Here is a 14,120-nt window from a genome sequence, read left to right on the forward strand (position 1 = left end):
AGCTAGCAGTTGCATGGGTGACCCTTGCGGCGTCGACGAGGGGCATGGAGGGGGATATTCGTCGCGCCTTCGACCGTGCTGACAAGTCGGCGAAAATCAATCCGAAAGTCGATACTTCTCGGCTGAGTGCGCAGGCGTCGAAGGCCGGCAAGGACTTCGGCGACCGCTTCTCCGGGGCCGCCAAGACCGCTATGGCCACCCTAGCTGCGGCCACGGTAGGCGCCGGCATCGTCGACCAGTTCAAGCAAGTCATGTCGGTGGGCATGGACTGGACGAACGCCATGAACACCCTCGGTGCAGTTACTGGGGCGACCACGCAGCAGCTCAGCGCCGCGGGCGCCGCTGCTCGTCAGTTGGGCAACGACGTGTCCCTGCCTGCGACGTCGGCGAACGACGCCATCACGGCGATGACGGAGCTGGCCAAGGGTGGCCTGAATCTTCAGGATTCGATGGACGGCGCGAAGGGTTCGCTCCAGCTCGCCGCGGCTGCACAGATCGACGCCGGCAAGGCCGCCGAGATCCAAGCCAATGCCCTTGCGACGTTCGGCCTGAAGGGCACTCAGGCGGGACATGTTGCTGACCTGCTCGCAAACGGCACGAACAACGCCACTGGCTCGGCGCAGGACATGGCTTACGCCCTGCAGGCCGGCTCGGCGGTTGCGTCGGGCATGGCGATCTCGGTGGACGACACGATCACCGCACTTTCATTGCTGGCGAAGAACGCCATCACGGGGTCGGACTCGGGCACGCTACTCAAGTCGGCGCTGCTGGCCTTGCAGTCGCCGTCGGATCAGGCAGCCGGCGCCTTGGACACGCTTGGGGTGAAGGCCTACGACGCGCAGGGCAATTTCGTGGGCCTGCCGACGATCTTCGGTCAGCTCGCGGATGCGCAGAAGCGCCTCACTCCGGAGATGTACCAGTACGCGACTTCGACGGCTTTCGGTTCGGACGCGGCTCGCCTCGCCGCGATTGCCGGCCGCGAGGGGAGCGCGGGGTTCGAGGCGATGTTCCGCAGCGTGACGAAGGTCGGCGGCGCCTCCGAGGTTGCGGCGGCGAAGACCAAGGGTCTGCCCGGCGCGTGGGAGCGCGTGAAGAACGCGGTTGAGTCGCTGCAACTGTCGACGTACGACCAACTCGAGGGTCCGACGACACGGCTGCTCGACGGCATGTCTGGTGCGCTGAGTGGCATACCGGACAAGGCGTCGGCGGCGTGGCGCGCATTGACGCTCAATCCGACGATCCGCAACACCTGGGCCGACACGGTCGATGTGTTCAAGGTTCTCGGCGGTGTCGCGGCCGATGCGGGTCCGTCGGTCCTCGAGATCGTCAAGTCGTTGGGTACGGCGTCGGCGACGCTGGGCGTGGGAACGTGGCAGTTGTTCGTCGCGGCTCTCGAGGCGGCGGCAGGCATTCTCGACGCGCTGTCGCCGGTGCTTGGCGGCGTGGCCAGTCTCATGCGGGACAACCAAGCTGCCGTCACCGCGGCTGCGGCGGCGTGGCTGGCATTCAAGACCGTTCCCGACCTACTGGGCAGGGTCCGTGGAGCGGCGGAGCCGACCTCGGCGGCGTTCTCCTCGTTCACTGAGCGGCTTCAGGCGGTTCGGACGGGTATCTCGGACTTCGGCAGCGCGTACCGCGACTCCGTGAAGTGGATGCAACAGTCGAACCCAACGACGTCGACGGCGGCTCGCGCGCTATTCGGGATGGGCTCGACGGCGCAGACGGCCAGTGCCCACCTGCGCGTGTTGGCAGTCAATGCGGGTGCCGTTGCGACTGGCGGGCTGAACCTCATCAAGAGCGCGGCTGGCGGCCTCATGGGTGCCCTCGGAGGGCCTTGGGGCGTGGCCATCATGGGCGCCACGACCGCAATTGGCCTGCTTGGTCAAGCGCATGCCGAGGCGGAGCGCAAGGCCCGCGATCAGCGTGTCGCGGAGCAGGAGTTGCAGACCACTCTCGATAGCGCGACGGGCATTGTCACGAAGGCGACTCGCGAGGCCGTCGCGAAGCGGTTCACGACCGACGACGGCAACGGCCCGACCGTCATCCAGCGGGCGCAGTCTCTCGGCATCGATACCGGGGCCGTCATCGACGCTTCGACGGGCACGGGTGACCCCCGGGCACTGGACTACATCCGCCAGCAGGCGTCCGAGCGTGGTGTCGACGCCGGCCTGCGCGGGATCAACGCGGTTGGTTCCGGCGGTCAGCAGATCAATTATCGGTCGATCCAGAAGTACATGGCCGACGCGGGGGTCACCAGCGAGCAGTTGAACGCCGCTCTCCTGCGGCAAGGCACGGCCTGGGACGACGTGTCGGCGAAGCTGGCCAAGATGCCGCAGGCTGCCAACGGCACCGGGATCAGCTTGCAGAAGATCGTCGATCTAATGCCCGACGCGAACGAATCGTTCATCACGCTGGCTCAGGCAGTCGAGCAGCAGCGGTCACAGCTCGGCAATGCCACCTCGGCGCAACAGGATTACCTGACGTCGCTCAACGGGACGTGGCAGGCCACTCAGGAGGGCGTCAACCGGTTCAAGGATCTCGGCGCCAGCATCGTCGCCGTCCCGGACAACAAGACCGTCGTCGTGGACTCACTGACGACGGAGGCGGAGCAGAAGGTCACCGCCCTCGGGTACACGGTGGAGCGGCTGCCCAACGGTCAGGTGAAGGTGACAGCGGAGACCGACGACGCCAAGGCGCGCATTGCCGCCCTGGTCGAGCAGGTCAACAAGCCGGTGGACATGCCCGTGCAGTTGCGCATCCTCAACCGCGAGGCGCTGAACCTCCCAACGCGAACAGTTGATGCGCCGGTCGTCGTGCCGGATGGTGCGGGTCCCAGAAGCTCCTATGCGCACGGCGCCATCGCAATGGCCGGCGGCGGCCTGCGGCAGATCACCAAGCCTCGCGACGCCGACATCTACGCCGGCCGAGGCGCCGGCACGATCTTCGCCGAGGAGGAAACCGGAGGGGAGGCGTACATTCCGCTCGCGCTGTCGAAGCGCAACCGGTCTCGCCGCATCCTTGCCGAGGTGGCGCGGCTGTTCGGCATGAACGTCATGGCCGACGGCGGCATCAGCCTCGACACCCTGAAGCAGTACGCGTCGCAGCTCTCCGGAGGCACCTACGTCCGCGGCGGCCCGGCCGGCCCGACGGGCACGGATTGCTCGGGTGCTCAGGCGTGGATGGCCAACCTGTTGACGGGTGGCTCGGGCCGGTTCTCCACAGCAGATGAGGCGCAGGCGTTGTCGTCCCGCGGTTTCATCCAAGGTGATCCGCCCCCTGGTGTGGCGGCTTATTGGATCGGCTGGAAGAACGGCGGGCCGGGCGGAGGGCATACCGCGGGCACGATCGTGGATCCCAACGGCGGCAGCGTGAACGTGGAGATGGGTGGAGCGAACGGCGGCGGTGCGTACGGCGGGTCTGCAGCGGGCGCATCGAGTTTCCCCAACCGGGCGTGGATCCAGGTTGCCGGCGGAGAAGACCCTGACGCGGTGTCGAACTTCTCCGGTGGATCCTCGGCAGCGGTTCAGTCCGCGTCAGCTCGGGTGACTTCTGCCAAGGCCTCCGTCACGTCAGCGCAGGCAAGCCTCGATCAAGCCAATGCGGCCGTGAACGAAGCGAAGGCGACTGGGAAGTCGGCTGACAAGATCGCCGCCGCAGAGAAGCGCCGTGATGCTGCACAGCAGCGCCTCGACGCCGCGACCGAACGTCAGACGGCCGCCGAGACCAAGCTCGCCGAAGTGAAGGACAAAGCCGCCAGTGGCACCGATAAGGGCAGCGGCACCAATGACTTCTCGACTCTCGGTTCGTCTTTGGCGTCCGGATTCTTTGAAACGATTGGCCTGCCGGGCTTCAACAACCTTCTCGAGAACCCCACCGTCAAGTCGTTGTTTGGCGGACTGAACTACGGGCTCGGACTGCTCGCCGGGCCGCAGGACGACACCTCCACCGGGGGTTCGGCGGGAGGCGGCGGCGACCTCATCGGCTCACTGCTTTCTGGCATCGCCCCGGGCCTGTCCAACATTGGCCCCAGCTTGACGAACGCCGAGGCCGGCGTGCAAGCCAGTCGCACGCCGGTTGCCGATCCCAACGTGACCTCGGCGTCGCCGAAGGTGCTCCCGCAGACGGTCAACCTGCCCGACGGCGTCCACGTCGGCAGCGGCGCACCGGCCGGGCCGATCGTCGAGGTCAACGGCAACCTCGGTGTGGACCCCCGAGACTTCACGAACCGTGTGCATGCCGCCTACAACGCCGCCTGGCGGGGAAGCGGCATGGACGCCTTCCGCCCAGCCTAAGAATCAAGATCACTCAACCAAGGAGGAACACTGAAATGGCAGAAACGAAGACCTCGAAGCCGGAAGTAAAGCGCGATCCCAAGCCCGGCGATGTGGATTACGACTGGTCGCCGCACTACGACACCGACGACCTGTACCGGCACACCCTGCCCAACGGTCAGGTGATCGCCTTGCGAACCTTTGGCTCGATCTACAGCAAGTCGTGGCTGTACAAGCTGCGCAACGCTCAGACCGACACCGACGTTCAGTTCGCGGCGATCGACCGCGCGGCGTGCCCTCTGGCGCAGACGATCCTCGAATCGGTCGACGCACCCATCGGCGGGTCGGATCCCCTGGACGCGCTCTGGGAGGCGTGGTCGAAGGCCGGCACCAGCCACGGCGAGGGTGGCGACGGGCTGTCACTCCCAAACTGATCTGGCTGGTGCACCAGGCCACCGGCGACCTAGCGGATGCCATCGACCGTGACCTGTTCAACGCCGGCCGACACTTCGATGATCTTGGTTGGCGCGGGTTGTGGGCCTACGTGACCCGTGCCCAGCCCGGAACGGCCATTAACCATCAGTTGACCGAAGGGTGGAACCAAGCGGAGCACTCGATGGCCAACGTCGTCGACATCGTGAATCAACTGCTTTGGCGGTACAACGCCGTGCACTTCGAGCGGGGGTCTGAGGTGCCCTACCCGGAACCCGTGTGGCGGCCAGGGGACGACCCGGTCGAGGTTGAGGTGAAGACCGCACTCACGTGGGAGGAAGTGTTCACGCCGGAGCTGAAAGCTCTGCTGCGCAACGAGGAGCGGCCCGCCTAGTGCGGGCTGGGGACCACCGCGTACAGCTTCGCAAGCCCAGCGGTCGTGCGCTCACCCAAGACGTTGCCGCTGACGTAATCAGTCAACCGGGTGGTGCAGGTTCCGCGCGTTGGGGCTGTCGTCACCGCGAGGTTGGAGTCGGGGAACCCGACGTCGGTAGAGAAGTTCTCCGAGACGGTGGCAACGCCGCCCGCGGCACGGGTAGTCGGATTCTTCCCAACGAGACGATGAATTTCCGGTCCCGTTCCGTAGGCAATCGTCACGTTGGCGACGCCATCCTCTTCGCAGTCGACGCCGACGACGATGCTGGCATCCTTTCCGCCCGTCGCCGTGGGGGTTGCTGGCGCCGAGGACGAATCCGCAACGGGGTTCGACCCCCCACCGCAAGCGGTCAACAACAACGTTGCAGCGACCAACGCTGCCCCCACCCCACGCGTCACAAAGGCAAGGGTAAACCGGACCATCGACCGCTAGAGGCGGTTCGCCTGTGATCGCCGCTCGACAGACCCGCTGAACTTCCAGAATGCCTTCTCGCGCGCCAAACGGTGCGCCTCGCGATAGTTCGCGGCAGTCAGCCACCGATCGCGATCGCCGTCGACGAACAGGTCGTACGCGGCGAGCCAGCCGTCCCCGTCCTCGATGAGCATGTCGGCTGCGGTCATCTGCCTGGCTGTGAGGACCGCGGCATGTTCCCGAAGAAGAGCACCTGCCCACCGCGCTGCCTCCACGACATTCACTCTAGATCCACTGACAAGACCTTTTTGCTGGCACCAACGAAAAGGTCCGGTAAACGAGACTTCTCGCTTACCGGACCCCTTCGATACCTAGGACGCCGCGGGCTCCACCACTAGCAGCGCCACCAGCGCGGCCGCCTGCTCGGCGCTCAGGCAGACGAACGACTTCTCCCGCCCATCGACGTGGATGGCCAGGAATCGCTGGCCGTCGTAGTCGGGCATATCCGGCTCGAACGGCCGGCACTCGACCTCGATGCGGCCCTCGGATTCGTCGGCGACGAGCACGCGCTTTCGTAGAGTGAGTGCCACTCTCTCTACTTCAGCCATGGTGTCGACGTCGCCGGCCGCGCGCAGCAGCGCCACCGCCAACTCACGGGCCTCGTGGCGAGTCAGGTCGAAGCACTGCACCTGCTGCCCGTGCTGGTCGATTCGGTCGACGTACACCTCGCTCGTCGGCTCGACGTGAACTCTGGTGGCACCGGAGTTCCTGTCGACGATCTCCTGCATTGCCCATCCGCCGACGACAACCGCACCGACCTGGTGACGCTGCCCATACAGCAGCCGGTGCGGACCCTCCTCGTCGTCCCAGCCGGACCACCCATCGGTCGACACCGCGCCAAGCGGCAACGGGTCCGCTAGTCCCGAACTCGGGATCACCTTCGAATCGGTCACTGGGCCGCCCCCATTCGCGTAGCGACAGCGAGCACCTTGTCACGGTCCAAGCCGGTACCGACGAGCCCCTGATCGATCAGCCGGCCGAGCAGATCATGCAGGACGATCGCCTCGTCTAATCGCATGTCCATCGACGCCTCGACGTTCGTCGTCGACGCCAAGAGGTAGACGTGCGGCGCGACCTCCAACCCCTCCTCCAACCACAGCCCAACCCCTACGAACGGCAGGCGGTCGTCGTCGAACCGGTACTGCATGTCGTGGGTGGCGCTGACCTTGACCGTCTCGGAGAAGTGCTCGGTCAACGCCTCGGGGTGCCCGTCCAGGGTGCTGTTGCACCACTCGAAACGGCATTTGTGCTTCTCGGTCATCGGGCACCGCCTAGCTCCGCCAGGACGGCTTTCAACTTTGCGCGCAACTGGTGCACTTCAGCGACGGTCAGATGCAACTCGTCGTCCAGGTACCGGTAATCGTTGTCGCTCGGCCGGTACAGGTGCAGCTTCACCCGTTCGACCCGGCCAACCTCGGGCCGGTAGGCATAGACGCCGATCTTCGGGCAGTCGCCACGGAAAGCCTCCACCATCGAGGACGCGTCGTGCGGATACCCATCCTCGAGCGTCAACGCGACCTGATGGTGTCCCGGCCCCCAGCACGCCGGGTCGCTGCCGTGGTCGGGTCCTTCGACCGTGCACCATTCCGTGCAAGCGTGGCGGCTCATGTCGATTGTCATCGCGTCCACACCTCCACCTCGTTGGCGGCGAGCTGCAGGGCAAGCGCCAACGCGGTCAGCTCCGCCGCTGCGGCCTGCACCTTCGCGGCCAGCAACCGCGCCTCGTCAGGTAGCAGTTGGTGGTCCTCATGGTGGTCGAAGTCGATGTGCACGTCGAGGTGCGTGATCACCCGCTGCCACTCAACGCTGCCGTCCTCATTTTGGATGCAGGTGGCCTCGGCGAAGCTCTCCTCGTACCCGTAGTGCCGAGTCTTGCCGCGGCGCTCACCGCGGATCGTGCGCCACGCGCCGTCCTCGGTACCGACGTCGCACCACTCGCTGAACGTCACCGCGTTGCGTAGTGCTGGCAGAGTGCCGGTCATCGCTGCCACCCCTCGATCATCTCGACCGTCGTGAGGATTTGGCGGGCGAAGGTGCGCGCCTCCTCGAGGCTCATACCGACGCTGTCGGGCGCCTCGTCCGACAAGTAGACCCGTGGCGGGTCCTCCTGGCCCGCGATCGAGCCGTCGGGCCGCTGCACGGCTGACCCGTAGACGCGAGATGCCGCCGTCTCGAGGTCGGGGGTGTAGATGACGCGGTACTCGTAGTCGTAGTCCCACCAGGCCGCCGGGCTGGCTTCGGCGCCGGGCGGTAGCGGCACGTTGGGTGCGTCGAGATCGACTGCGCAGTGTGGTTCGACGGTCATAGCTGATCCCCTCTAGGTAGGCGACTTCGGCGTTCTTGTAGTCGCGTGGACGCTCGCCGACCTCGCCGGGCTCACCGCACCGGGTCTCGACCAGGTGTGCACCGCGCTGAACTTCCGGGACGGGGGTGCGTCGTGAACGCCGACGACCGTGCCCGGGCCTGGGCGTACCTGTCCCGGGTGGCCGAACCTCCCTGCGCCGAACTGGCCGACCTGGTGGCGGAGGTCGGACCGGTCGAGGCCGCGGACCGGGTCCGCGCCGGAGCGGTGAACGCCGCACTGCTGCGGGCGACCGAGGCCCGGCGCCACCTCGACCACGTCGAGCGTGATCTCGACCTGCTCGCCACGCTCGGCGGGCGGCTCGTCACCACCGATGACGACGAGTGGCCGCACCTCGCGATGACGGCGTTCGACGGGGCGCGACACCGGCCGCGCGCCATCCCGGTGGCGCCGCTCGTGCTGTGGGCGTGGGGACCGATGCGGCTCGCCGACGTCACCGAGCGGTCCTGCGCCATCGTCGGCACCCGCGCAGCGAGTGCCTACGGCGAGCACATGGCGGCCGACCTGGCGTCGGGGCTCGTCGAGCGGGACGTGGCGGTCGTGTCCGGCGGCGCCTACGGCATCGACGGCGTCGCGCACCGGGCGACGCTGGCCGGCGACGGGGTCACGGTCGCGGTGCTGGCCGGCGGCCTCGACGCGCTCTATCCCCGCGGCCACGACGCGATGCTGCGCCGCGTCGCCAAGGAGGGTCTGCTGCTCACCGAGTATCCGCCTGGTGTGGGCCCGGCGCGGTACCGGTTCCTCACCCGCAACCGGCTGGTGGCGGCGTTCGGCGGCGCGACGGTGGTCGTCGAAGCCGGGCTGCGCAGCGGCGCAGCCAGCACGGCGGCATGGGCGGACGCGCTGGGCCGCCCGGTCGGGGCCGTACCCGGCCCGGTGACGTCCTCGGCGTCCGCCGGGTGCCACGTGCTGCTGCGCAACGGCGCTCACGTGATCACCCGGGCGGCCGACGTGGTGGAGTTGGTGGGGCGCATGGGCGAACTCGCCGACGAGCCGGCGCATCCCACCGATCCGCTCGACGGGCTCGACGACGTGGCGCGTCGCGTCTACGACGCGCTGCCCGGCCGTGGCACGAAGACCGCCGACCAGATCGCCGTGACCGCGGGAATCCCCACCGAGCACGTGCTCGGACCGCTGGCGGTGCTCGAGCTCACGGGCCTGGTCACCCGTGCGCAGGGCGAGTGGCGACTGGCGCGCCGATGAACCGGCCGGCAACCGTAGCCGACCGGCGCTCCCCGGGCGCTCGTATAGTCGGCTGCGTCGGTCAACGACGGTGCGAGAGGCTGGGAGGCAAGCGTGGCAGGGCGTCCGATCCACACGTTCGAGGTGGTGCGCAAGGAGCAGCTGACCCCGCACATGATCCGGTTGGTGCTCGGCGGCAGCGGCTTCGACACCTTCACGCCCAGCGACTACACCGACTCCTACGTCAAGATCGTCATCGTCCGCAACGACGTCGACGTCAGCGCGCTGCCGCAGCCGCTCACCCTGGACGGCTTCGACGGGTTGCCCGACGAGCACCGCCCGGTGGTCCGCACCTACACCGTCCGCAAGGCCGATCCCGAGCGTCGCGAGATCACCATCGACTTCGTCGTGCACGGCGATCTCGGCGTCGCCGGCCCGTGGGCGGCGGCCGCCGAACCGGGGCAGCGGGCCTTTTTGATGGGACCGAGCGGTGCCTACTCGCCCGACCCGGCCGCCGATTGGCATCTGTTGGCGGGTGACGAGGCGGGGCTGCCGGCGATCAGCGCCGCGCTGGAAGCATTGCCGCCCAATGCCGTTGGCCGCGCCTTCATCGAGGTGAGCGGACCGGACGACGAGGTCGAGCTGACCGTTCCCGAGGGCGTCGAGGTGCGGTGGATCTACCGCGGTGGTCGTGCGGACCTCGTTCCCGAGGACCAGGCCGGCGACCACGCGCCGCTGATCGCGGCGGTCAAGGAGGCGCTGTGGCTGCCCGGCCAGCCGCACGTGTTCATCCACGGCGAGGCGCAGGCCGTCATGCACAACCTGCGCACCTACGTCCGCAAGGAGCGCGGCGTCGACGCGAAGTGGGCGTCGATCTCCGGCTATTGGCGGCGGGGCCGCACCGAGGAGACCTTCCGCCAGTGGAAGGCCGAGCTGGCGAAGGCCGAGGCCGGCTCGGGCGACTGAGACACCGGCTCAAGTGACCGAGCCTCGGCTCGAGCGACCGGGCCTCTGCGTCGAGCGACTGGGCCCCGGCGTCAGATGCACCTGGCAGGCTGTCGCCCATGGCATTCGCTGACTACCAGCTCGAGATCTACCTGCAGGGCCTGTCCGGGGTCGTGCCGTCGCTGCCGATGGCGTTCGCCGATCTCGAGGAACGGGCCCGGTCGGCGATGTCGCCATCGCTGTGGTCCTACGTCGCCGGCGGCGCGGGTGACGAACGCACGCAACGCGTCAACGTCTCCGCCTTCGACCGCTGGGGGCTGATGCCGCGGATGTTCGGCGGCGCCACCGAACGCGACCTGTCGGTCGAGCTGTTCGGCACGACGCTGCCGTCACCGCTGTTCATGGCGCCGGTGGGCGTCATCGGGCTGTGCGCGCAGGACGGCCACGGCGACGTGGCGGCGGCCCGGGCGGCGGCGCGCACCGGCGTGCCGATGGTCGTGTCCACGCTGACCACCGATCCGCTCGAGGACGTCGCCGCCGCGTTCGGGGACACCCCCGGCTACTTCCAGCTCTACACGCCGAAGGACCGCGACCTGGCCGCCAGCCTCGTCGGGCGCGCCGAGGCCGCCGGCTACCGCGGCATCATCGTCACGCTCGACACCTGGATCCCGGGCTGGCGTCCGCGTGACCTGTCGACGTCGAACTTCCCGCAACTGCGCGGGCACTGCCTGGCCAACTACACCAGCGACCCGGTGTTCCGCGGCTCGCTGGCCCAGTCGCCGGAGGAGAACCCGCAGGCCGCCGTCCTGCAGTGGGTGTCGACCTTCGGCAACGCCCTGTCGTGGGACGACCTGCCGTGGCTGCGATCGCTCACCACGCTGCCGCTGCTGGTGAAGGGGATCTGCCACCCCGACGACGCCCGGCGCGCCATCGACGGCGGCGTCGACGGCATCTACTGCTCCAACCACGGCGGTCGGCAGGCCAACGGCGGGCTGCCCGCGATCGACTGCCTGTCAGCCGTCGTCGAGGCCGCCGGCGACGTGCCCGTCCTGTTCGATTCCGGCATCCGCAGCGGCGCCGACGTCGTCAAGGCCCTCGCGCTGGGGGCGACCGCGGTGGGGGTCGGCCGTCCCTACGCCTACGGCATGGCGCTGGGCGGCACCGACGGCGTGGTGCACGTGCTGCGGTCGCTGCTGGCCGAGGCCGACCTCACCATGGCCGTCGACGGCTACACGGCGCTCGCCGACCTCACACCGGACACGTTGCGCGCCGTCCTCTGACGAGGTCTCGATACTGTCACACACGCCGGGGCGCGCTCGCCAGACGTCGTCCCGTTCTGCCACCGTGAACGGCGTGACGGCTCACTTGGACGCGGTGCTGGAGGACTTCGACTCCTACCTCGACCTGCAGCGCGGCCGGTCCGAGCACACCCGCCGCGCCTACCTCGGGGACCTGCGCGCACTGTTCGGTTTCCTGGCCGAGCGCCGCCCCGACGCCCGGCCGGCCGACCTCACCCTGCCGCTGCTGCGGTCCTGGCTGTCGTCGCAGGCCGCTGCCGGCGCGGCGCGGACCACCCTGGCCCGCCGCACGTCGGCGGTCAAGACCTTCACCGCCTGGGCGCTGCGCCGCGGTCTGCTGGAGACCGACCCCGCGACCCGCCTGCAGGTGCCGCGCGCCCACCGCACGCTGCCCGCGGTCCTGCGCCAGGACCAGGCGCGCGACGCCATGGACGCCGCGACGTCTGGTGCGCAGCAGGGCGATCCACTCGCGCTGCGCGACCGGCTGATCGTCGAGATGCTCTACGCCACGGGCATTCGCGTCAGTGAGCTGTGCGGCCTCGACGTCGACGACGTGGACGCCTCCCGGCGGCTGGTCCGCGTGCTCGGCAAGGGCGACAAGCAGCGCACCGTGCCGTTCGGCGAGCCCGCGCACCGCGCGCTGACCGCCTGGCTGACCGACGGCCGACCCGCGCTCGCGACGGCCGCGTCCGGTCCCGCATTGCTGCTCGGTGCGCGCGGTGGACGTCTCGACCCGCGCCAGGCCCGCACCGTCGTGCATCAGACGATGTCCGCCGTCGACGGCGCCCCGGACATCGGCCCGCACGGCCTCCGGCACAGCGCCGCAACGCATCTGCTCGAGGGTGGCGCCGACCTGCGCGTCGTGCAGGAGCTGCTCGGCCACTCCACGCTCGCCACCACGCAGCTCTACACCCACGTCACCGTCGCGCGGCTGCGGGCCGTGCACGACCAGGCCCACCCGCGCGCCTAGCGACCGCGGTCAGCACACCTAGCCGCGCAGCAGCGCTATCACCTTCGCGATGTCGGGCAGCGCCGACGGCCGCCCCGCGAGTTCGTCGAACACCGTCCAGTAGCTGATGCCGTAGCGGCGCTGGCGGTCGACGAGCGTCTCGGCCATCTCCTCGTGCGTGCCGAGCAGCACGAAGGGCGAGTCGAGGATGGTCGCCGGCGAGACCCCGCCCACCGCGCCGGCGATCTCGGCCGCCGCGGCCGCCCGGTCGGTGGTCGGCACCACGAACTGGATCAGGCCGTTCAGCTCGATCTCCTCGAACCGGTCGCCCGCCGCGGCGCGCACCACCTCGATGCGGTCGATCACCCCCCGGTCGTCGAAGTGGGTGAGCCGCACCTCGGTGGCGTCGGCGTTGTGCGTCACGCCCGCCAGCCCCACGATGTCGGCCACCCGGCCGGCCAGCGACAGGACGCGAGACCCGTTGCCGCCCAACAGCAGAGGCACCCGGTAGGGCGGCGCGGCGACGAGTTCGCCGGCCCCGGCATGCACCCGGTAGTGCGTCCCGTCGACGGCGACGGCCCGACCGGTCAGCAGCGGGCAGATCACCTCGACGGCCTCGACCAGCCGGTCGACGCGCGTCGCGGCGTCGTCGAACCGCAGTCCCGCGGCGTCGTACTCGGACTTCATGTGTCCGGCGCCCAGGCCCAGTTCGAACCGCCCGCCCGATATGGCCGCCAACGTCACCGCCTCCCGCGCCACGTCGACGGGATGGCGCAGGTCGTTGTTGAGCACCAGCGTCCCGACGTGCAACCGCGTGGTCGCTGCCGCAGCGGCCGCGGCGCCCGAGAACGGGGCCAGCGTGGGCAGCAGGTGGTCGGCGAACGTCATGACGTCGAAGCCGACGTCCTCGACGGCTGCGGTGAAGTCCGCGAACTCACGGCCCCGCGGCAGCGCCGTCGTCAACCCGAACCGCAAGGGGCGGGCGCGCTGCGACTGCGTCGACACCATCATCACCGCAGTGTTCCCAGTCGCCGCTCGGACCAGTCACGCCGGCCGCAGTGGCTTGAGTCGCACCTCGGTGTCCACCAGCAGGCCCAGCGGATCGACGTAGTCCGCGGCCGACGCCGCACCCCACATCGCGCCCCAGTGCAGACACGCCGGCGCCGGGCAGCCGGCATGGCCGGCGACCAGTTCGCCGAGCACGCTGCCCGCACCGACCAACGACCCCGCCCGCACCCGGGTCCGCACCGGTTCGTAGCTCGTCCGCAGCCCGCCGGGGTGGGCCACCGAGATCACCGGACGGCCCGCCAACTCCCCGGCGAACACCACGGTGCCCGGGGCCGCGGCCAGCACCGCCTGCCCCTCCTCACCGGCGAGGTCGACGCCGCGGTGCCCGGGCTTCCAGTTGGGTCGCGGCGCGTCGAACGTTCGCAGTACCGCCGGAACCGGTCGCAAGGGCCAGTCGAGACGCCCGTCCGGCGGCCCGGGACCCGCCCGCGCCGGCGCCGCACCGAGCAACACCAGGACCGCCAGCAGGACGATGGGCCGCATACGACCAGCTCAGCGGCCGAAAGCGGCCCGGGCAAGGGGCGTGCCGGCGGCTGGGGATGAAGGTGGCACTGTGGATGACGGCCCGTCTCGCGGCAGCGGGCGCGCGCGTGGCGAAAGCACGCATGTCAACGGTGTAAACTCAGTCCCGCAGTTCGCTTCGGCGGACTGACTTCGCGCGCCTGCGCCGCAGCCCCGTATCTCAAGGCTGCATCCGCATGCCGGG

The 14,120-nt window shown here is 69.3% G+C and carries 16 protein-coding genes; 7 read left to right on the forward strand and 9 right to left on the reverse strand.

Annotated elements, in window-relative coordinates; translation table 11 throughout:
• Positions 1-17: 17 nt before the first annotated feature.
• The 3 genes from FZ046_RS16190 to FZ046_RS16200 are packed head-to-tail and all read left to right on the forward strand — an operon-like array spanning position 18 to position 5,097.
• Positions 18-4,292, forward strand: coding sequence for a phage tail tape measure protein (locus FZ046_RS16190; protein WP_125939667.1), 4,275 nt, complete (start codon positions 18-20; stop codon positions 4,290-4,292).
• A 35-nt stretch (positions 4,293-4,327) separates the two neighbouring features.
• Complete coding sequence (locus FZ046_RS16195; RefSeq protein ID WP_125939668.1) at positions 4,328-4,705, forward strand: hypothetical protein; 378 nt, start codon at positions 4,328-4,330, stop codon at positions 4,703-4,705.
• An 8-nt stretch (positions 4,706-4,713) separates the two neighbouring features.
• Positions 4,714-5,097: a hypothetical protein gene (locus tag FZ046_RS16200; protein ID WP_083298011.1), complete on the forward strand. Its 384-nt coding sequence runs from the start codon at positions 4,714-4,716 to the stop codon at positions 5,095-5,097.
• On the opposite strand, the gene FZ046_RS16205 is transcribed toward FZ046_RS16200, so the two are convergent.
• From FZ046_RS16205 to FZ046_RS16235, 7 genes are all read right to left on the reverse strand, one after another.
• On the reverse strand, positions 5,094-5,360 hold the full coding sequence (locus FZ046_RS16205) for a hypothetical protein (protein WP_125939669.1): 267 nt from the start codon (positions 5,358-5,360) through the stop codon (positions 5,094-5,096). The genes FZ046_RS16200 and FZ046_RS16205 overlap by 4 nt on opposite strands.
• Positions 5,361-5,567: 207 nt before the next feature.
• Positions 5,568-5,759: a hypothetical protein gene (locus tag FZ046_RS16210; protein ID WP_070351659.1), complete on the reverse strand. Its 192-nt coding sequence runs from the start codon at positions 5,757-5,759 to the stop codon at positions 5,568-5,570.
• 162 nt (positions 5,760-5,921) lie between these two features.
• On the reverse strand, positions 5,922-6,338 hold the full coding sequence (locus FZ046_RS16215; RefSeq protein ID WP_149484273.1) for a hypothetical protein: 417 nt from the start codon (positions 6,336-6,338) through the stop codon (positions 5,922-5,924).
• 161 nt (positions 6,339-6,499) lie between these two features.
• Positions 6,500-6,871, reverse strand: a complete 372-nt coding sequence (locus FZ046_RS16220) for a hypothetical protein (RefSeq protein WP_070351661.1) — start codon at positions 6,869-6,871, stop codon at positions 6,500-6,502.
• On the reverse strand, positions 6,868-7,230 hold the full coding sequence (locus FZ046_RS16225) for a hypothetical protein (RefSeq protein ID WP_170292444.1): 363 nt from the start codon (positions 7,228-7,230) through the stop codon (positions 6,868-6,870). Before FZ046_RS16225 ends, FZ046_RS16220 begins: the two co-directional genes overlap by 4 nt.
• A complete protein-coding gene (locus FZ046_RS16230; RefSeq protein ID WP_070351663.1) occupies positions 7,227-7,592 on the reverse strand; it encodes a hypothetical protein in 366 nt (121 codons plus the stop codon). Before FZ046_RS16230 ends, FZ046_RS16225 begins: the two co-directional genes overlap by 4 nt.
• Positions 7,589-7,915, reverse strand: a complete 327-nt coding sequence (locus FZ046_RS16235) for a hypothetical protein (RefSeq protein ID WP_070351664.1) — start codon at positions 7,913-7,915, stop codon at positions 7,589-7,591. The genes FZ046_RS16230 and FZ046_RS16235 overlap by 4 nt, the downstream gene beginning before the upstream one ends.
• A gap of 132 nt (positions 7,916-8,047) precedes the next feature.
• Between FZ046_RS16235 and dprA the strand changes: the two genes are divergently transcribed.
• The 4 genes from dprA (at position 8,048) to FZ046_RS16255 (ending at position 12,367) form a co-directional block, all read left to right on the forward strand.
• Positions 8,048-9,175 (forward strand): DNA-processing protein DprA, encoded by a 1,128-nt coding sequence (gene dprA / locus FZ046_RS16240; protein WP_070351665.1) that lies wholly within the window; start codon positions 8,048-8,050, stop codon positions 9,173-9,175.
• A 93-nt stretch (positions 9,176-9,268) separates the two neighbouring features.
• A complete protein-coding gene (locus FZ046_RS16245; RefSeq protein WP_070351666.1) occupies positions 9,269-10,120 on the forward strand; it encodes a siderophore-interacting protein in 852 nt (283 codons plus the stop codon).
• Positions 10,121-10,218: 98 nt separating this feature from the next.
• Positions 10,219-11,379, forward strand: a complete 1,161-nt coding sequence (locus tag FZ046_RS16250; RefSeq protein WP_070351667.1) for a lactate 2-monooxygenase — start codon at positions 10,219-10,221, stop codon at positions 11,377-11,379.
• An 85-nt stretch (positions 11,380-11,464) separates the two neighbouring features.
• Positions 11,465-12,367 (forward strand): tyrosine recombinase XerC, encoded by a 903-nt coding sequence (locus tag FZ046_RS16255; protein WP_070351730.1) that lies wholly within the window; start codon positions 11,465-11,467, stop codon positions 12,365-12,367.
• 18 nt (positions 12,368-12,385) lie between these two features.
• On the opposite strand, the gene FZ046_RS16260 is transcribed toward FZ046_RS16255, so the two are convergent.
• Positions 12,386-13,357, reverse strand: coding sequence for a TIGR03621 family F420-dependent LLM class oxidoreductase (locus tag FZ046_RS16260; protein ID WP_099045814.1), 972 nt, complete (start codon positions 13,355-13,357; stop codon positions 12,386-12,388).
• 33 nt (positions 13,358-13,390) lie between these two features.
• A complete protein-coding gene (locus FZ046_RS16265; RefSeq protein WP_070351668.1) occupies positions 13,391-13,897 on the reverse strand; it encodes a M23 family metallopeptidase in 507 nt (168 codons plus the stop codon).
• Positions 13,898-14,120 lie beyond the last annotated feature (223 nt).

Source organism: Mycolicibacterium grossiae (genome assembly GCF_008329645.1).
In the GTDB taxonomy this organism is placed as follows: Bacteria; Actinomycetota; Actinomycetes; order Mycobacteriales; family Mycobacteriaceae; genus Mycobacterium; species Mycobacterium grossiae.

Bases quoted from the DNA above. Each gene is read 5' to 3' on its own strand.
- FZ046_RS16195 (WP_125939668.1), top strand. From the start codon at position 4,328: ATGGCAGAAACGAAGACCTCGAAGCCGGAAGTAAAGCGCGATCCCAAG.
- FZ046_RS16210 (WP_070351659.1), bottom strand. From the start codon at position 5,759: ATGACCGCAGCCGACATGCTCATCGAGGACGGGGACGGCTGGCTCGCC.
- FZ046_RS16215 (WP_149484273.1), bottom strand. From the start codon at position 6,338: ATGCAGGAGATCGTCGACAGGAACTCCGGTGCCACCAGAGTTCACGTC.
- FZ046_RS16220 (WP_070351661.1), bottom strand. From the start codon at position 6,871: ATGACCGAGAAGCACAAATGCCGTTTCGAGTGGTGCAACAGCACCCTG.
- FZ046_RS16225 (WP_170292444.1), bottom strand. From the start codon at position 7,230: ATGACAATCGACATGAGCCGCCACGCTTGCACGGAATGGTGCACGGTC.
- FZ046_RS16230 (WP_070351663.1), bottom strand. From the start codon at position 7,592: ATGACCGGCACTCTGCCAGCACTACGCAACGCGGTGACGTTCAGCGAG.
- FZ046_RS16235 (WP_070351664.1), bottom strand. From the start codon at position 7,915: ATGACCGTCGAACCACACTGCGCAGTCGATCTCGACGCACCCAACGTG.
- FZ046_RS16250 (WP_070351667.1), top strand. From the start codon at position 10,219: ATGGCATTCGCTGACTACCAGCTCGAGATCTACCTGCAGGGCCTGTCC.
- FZ046_RS16260 (WP_099045814.1), bottom strand. From the start codon at position 13,357: ATGATGGTGTCGACGCAGTCGCAGCGCGCCCGCCCCTTGCGGTTCGGG.
- FZ046_RS16265 (WP_070351668.1), bottom strand. From the start codon at position 13,897: ATGCGGCCCATCGTCCTGCTGGCGGTCCTGGTGTTGCTCGGTGCGGCG.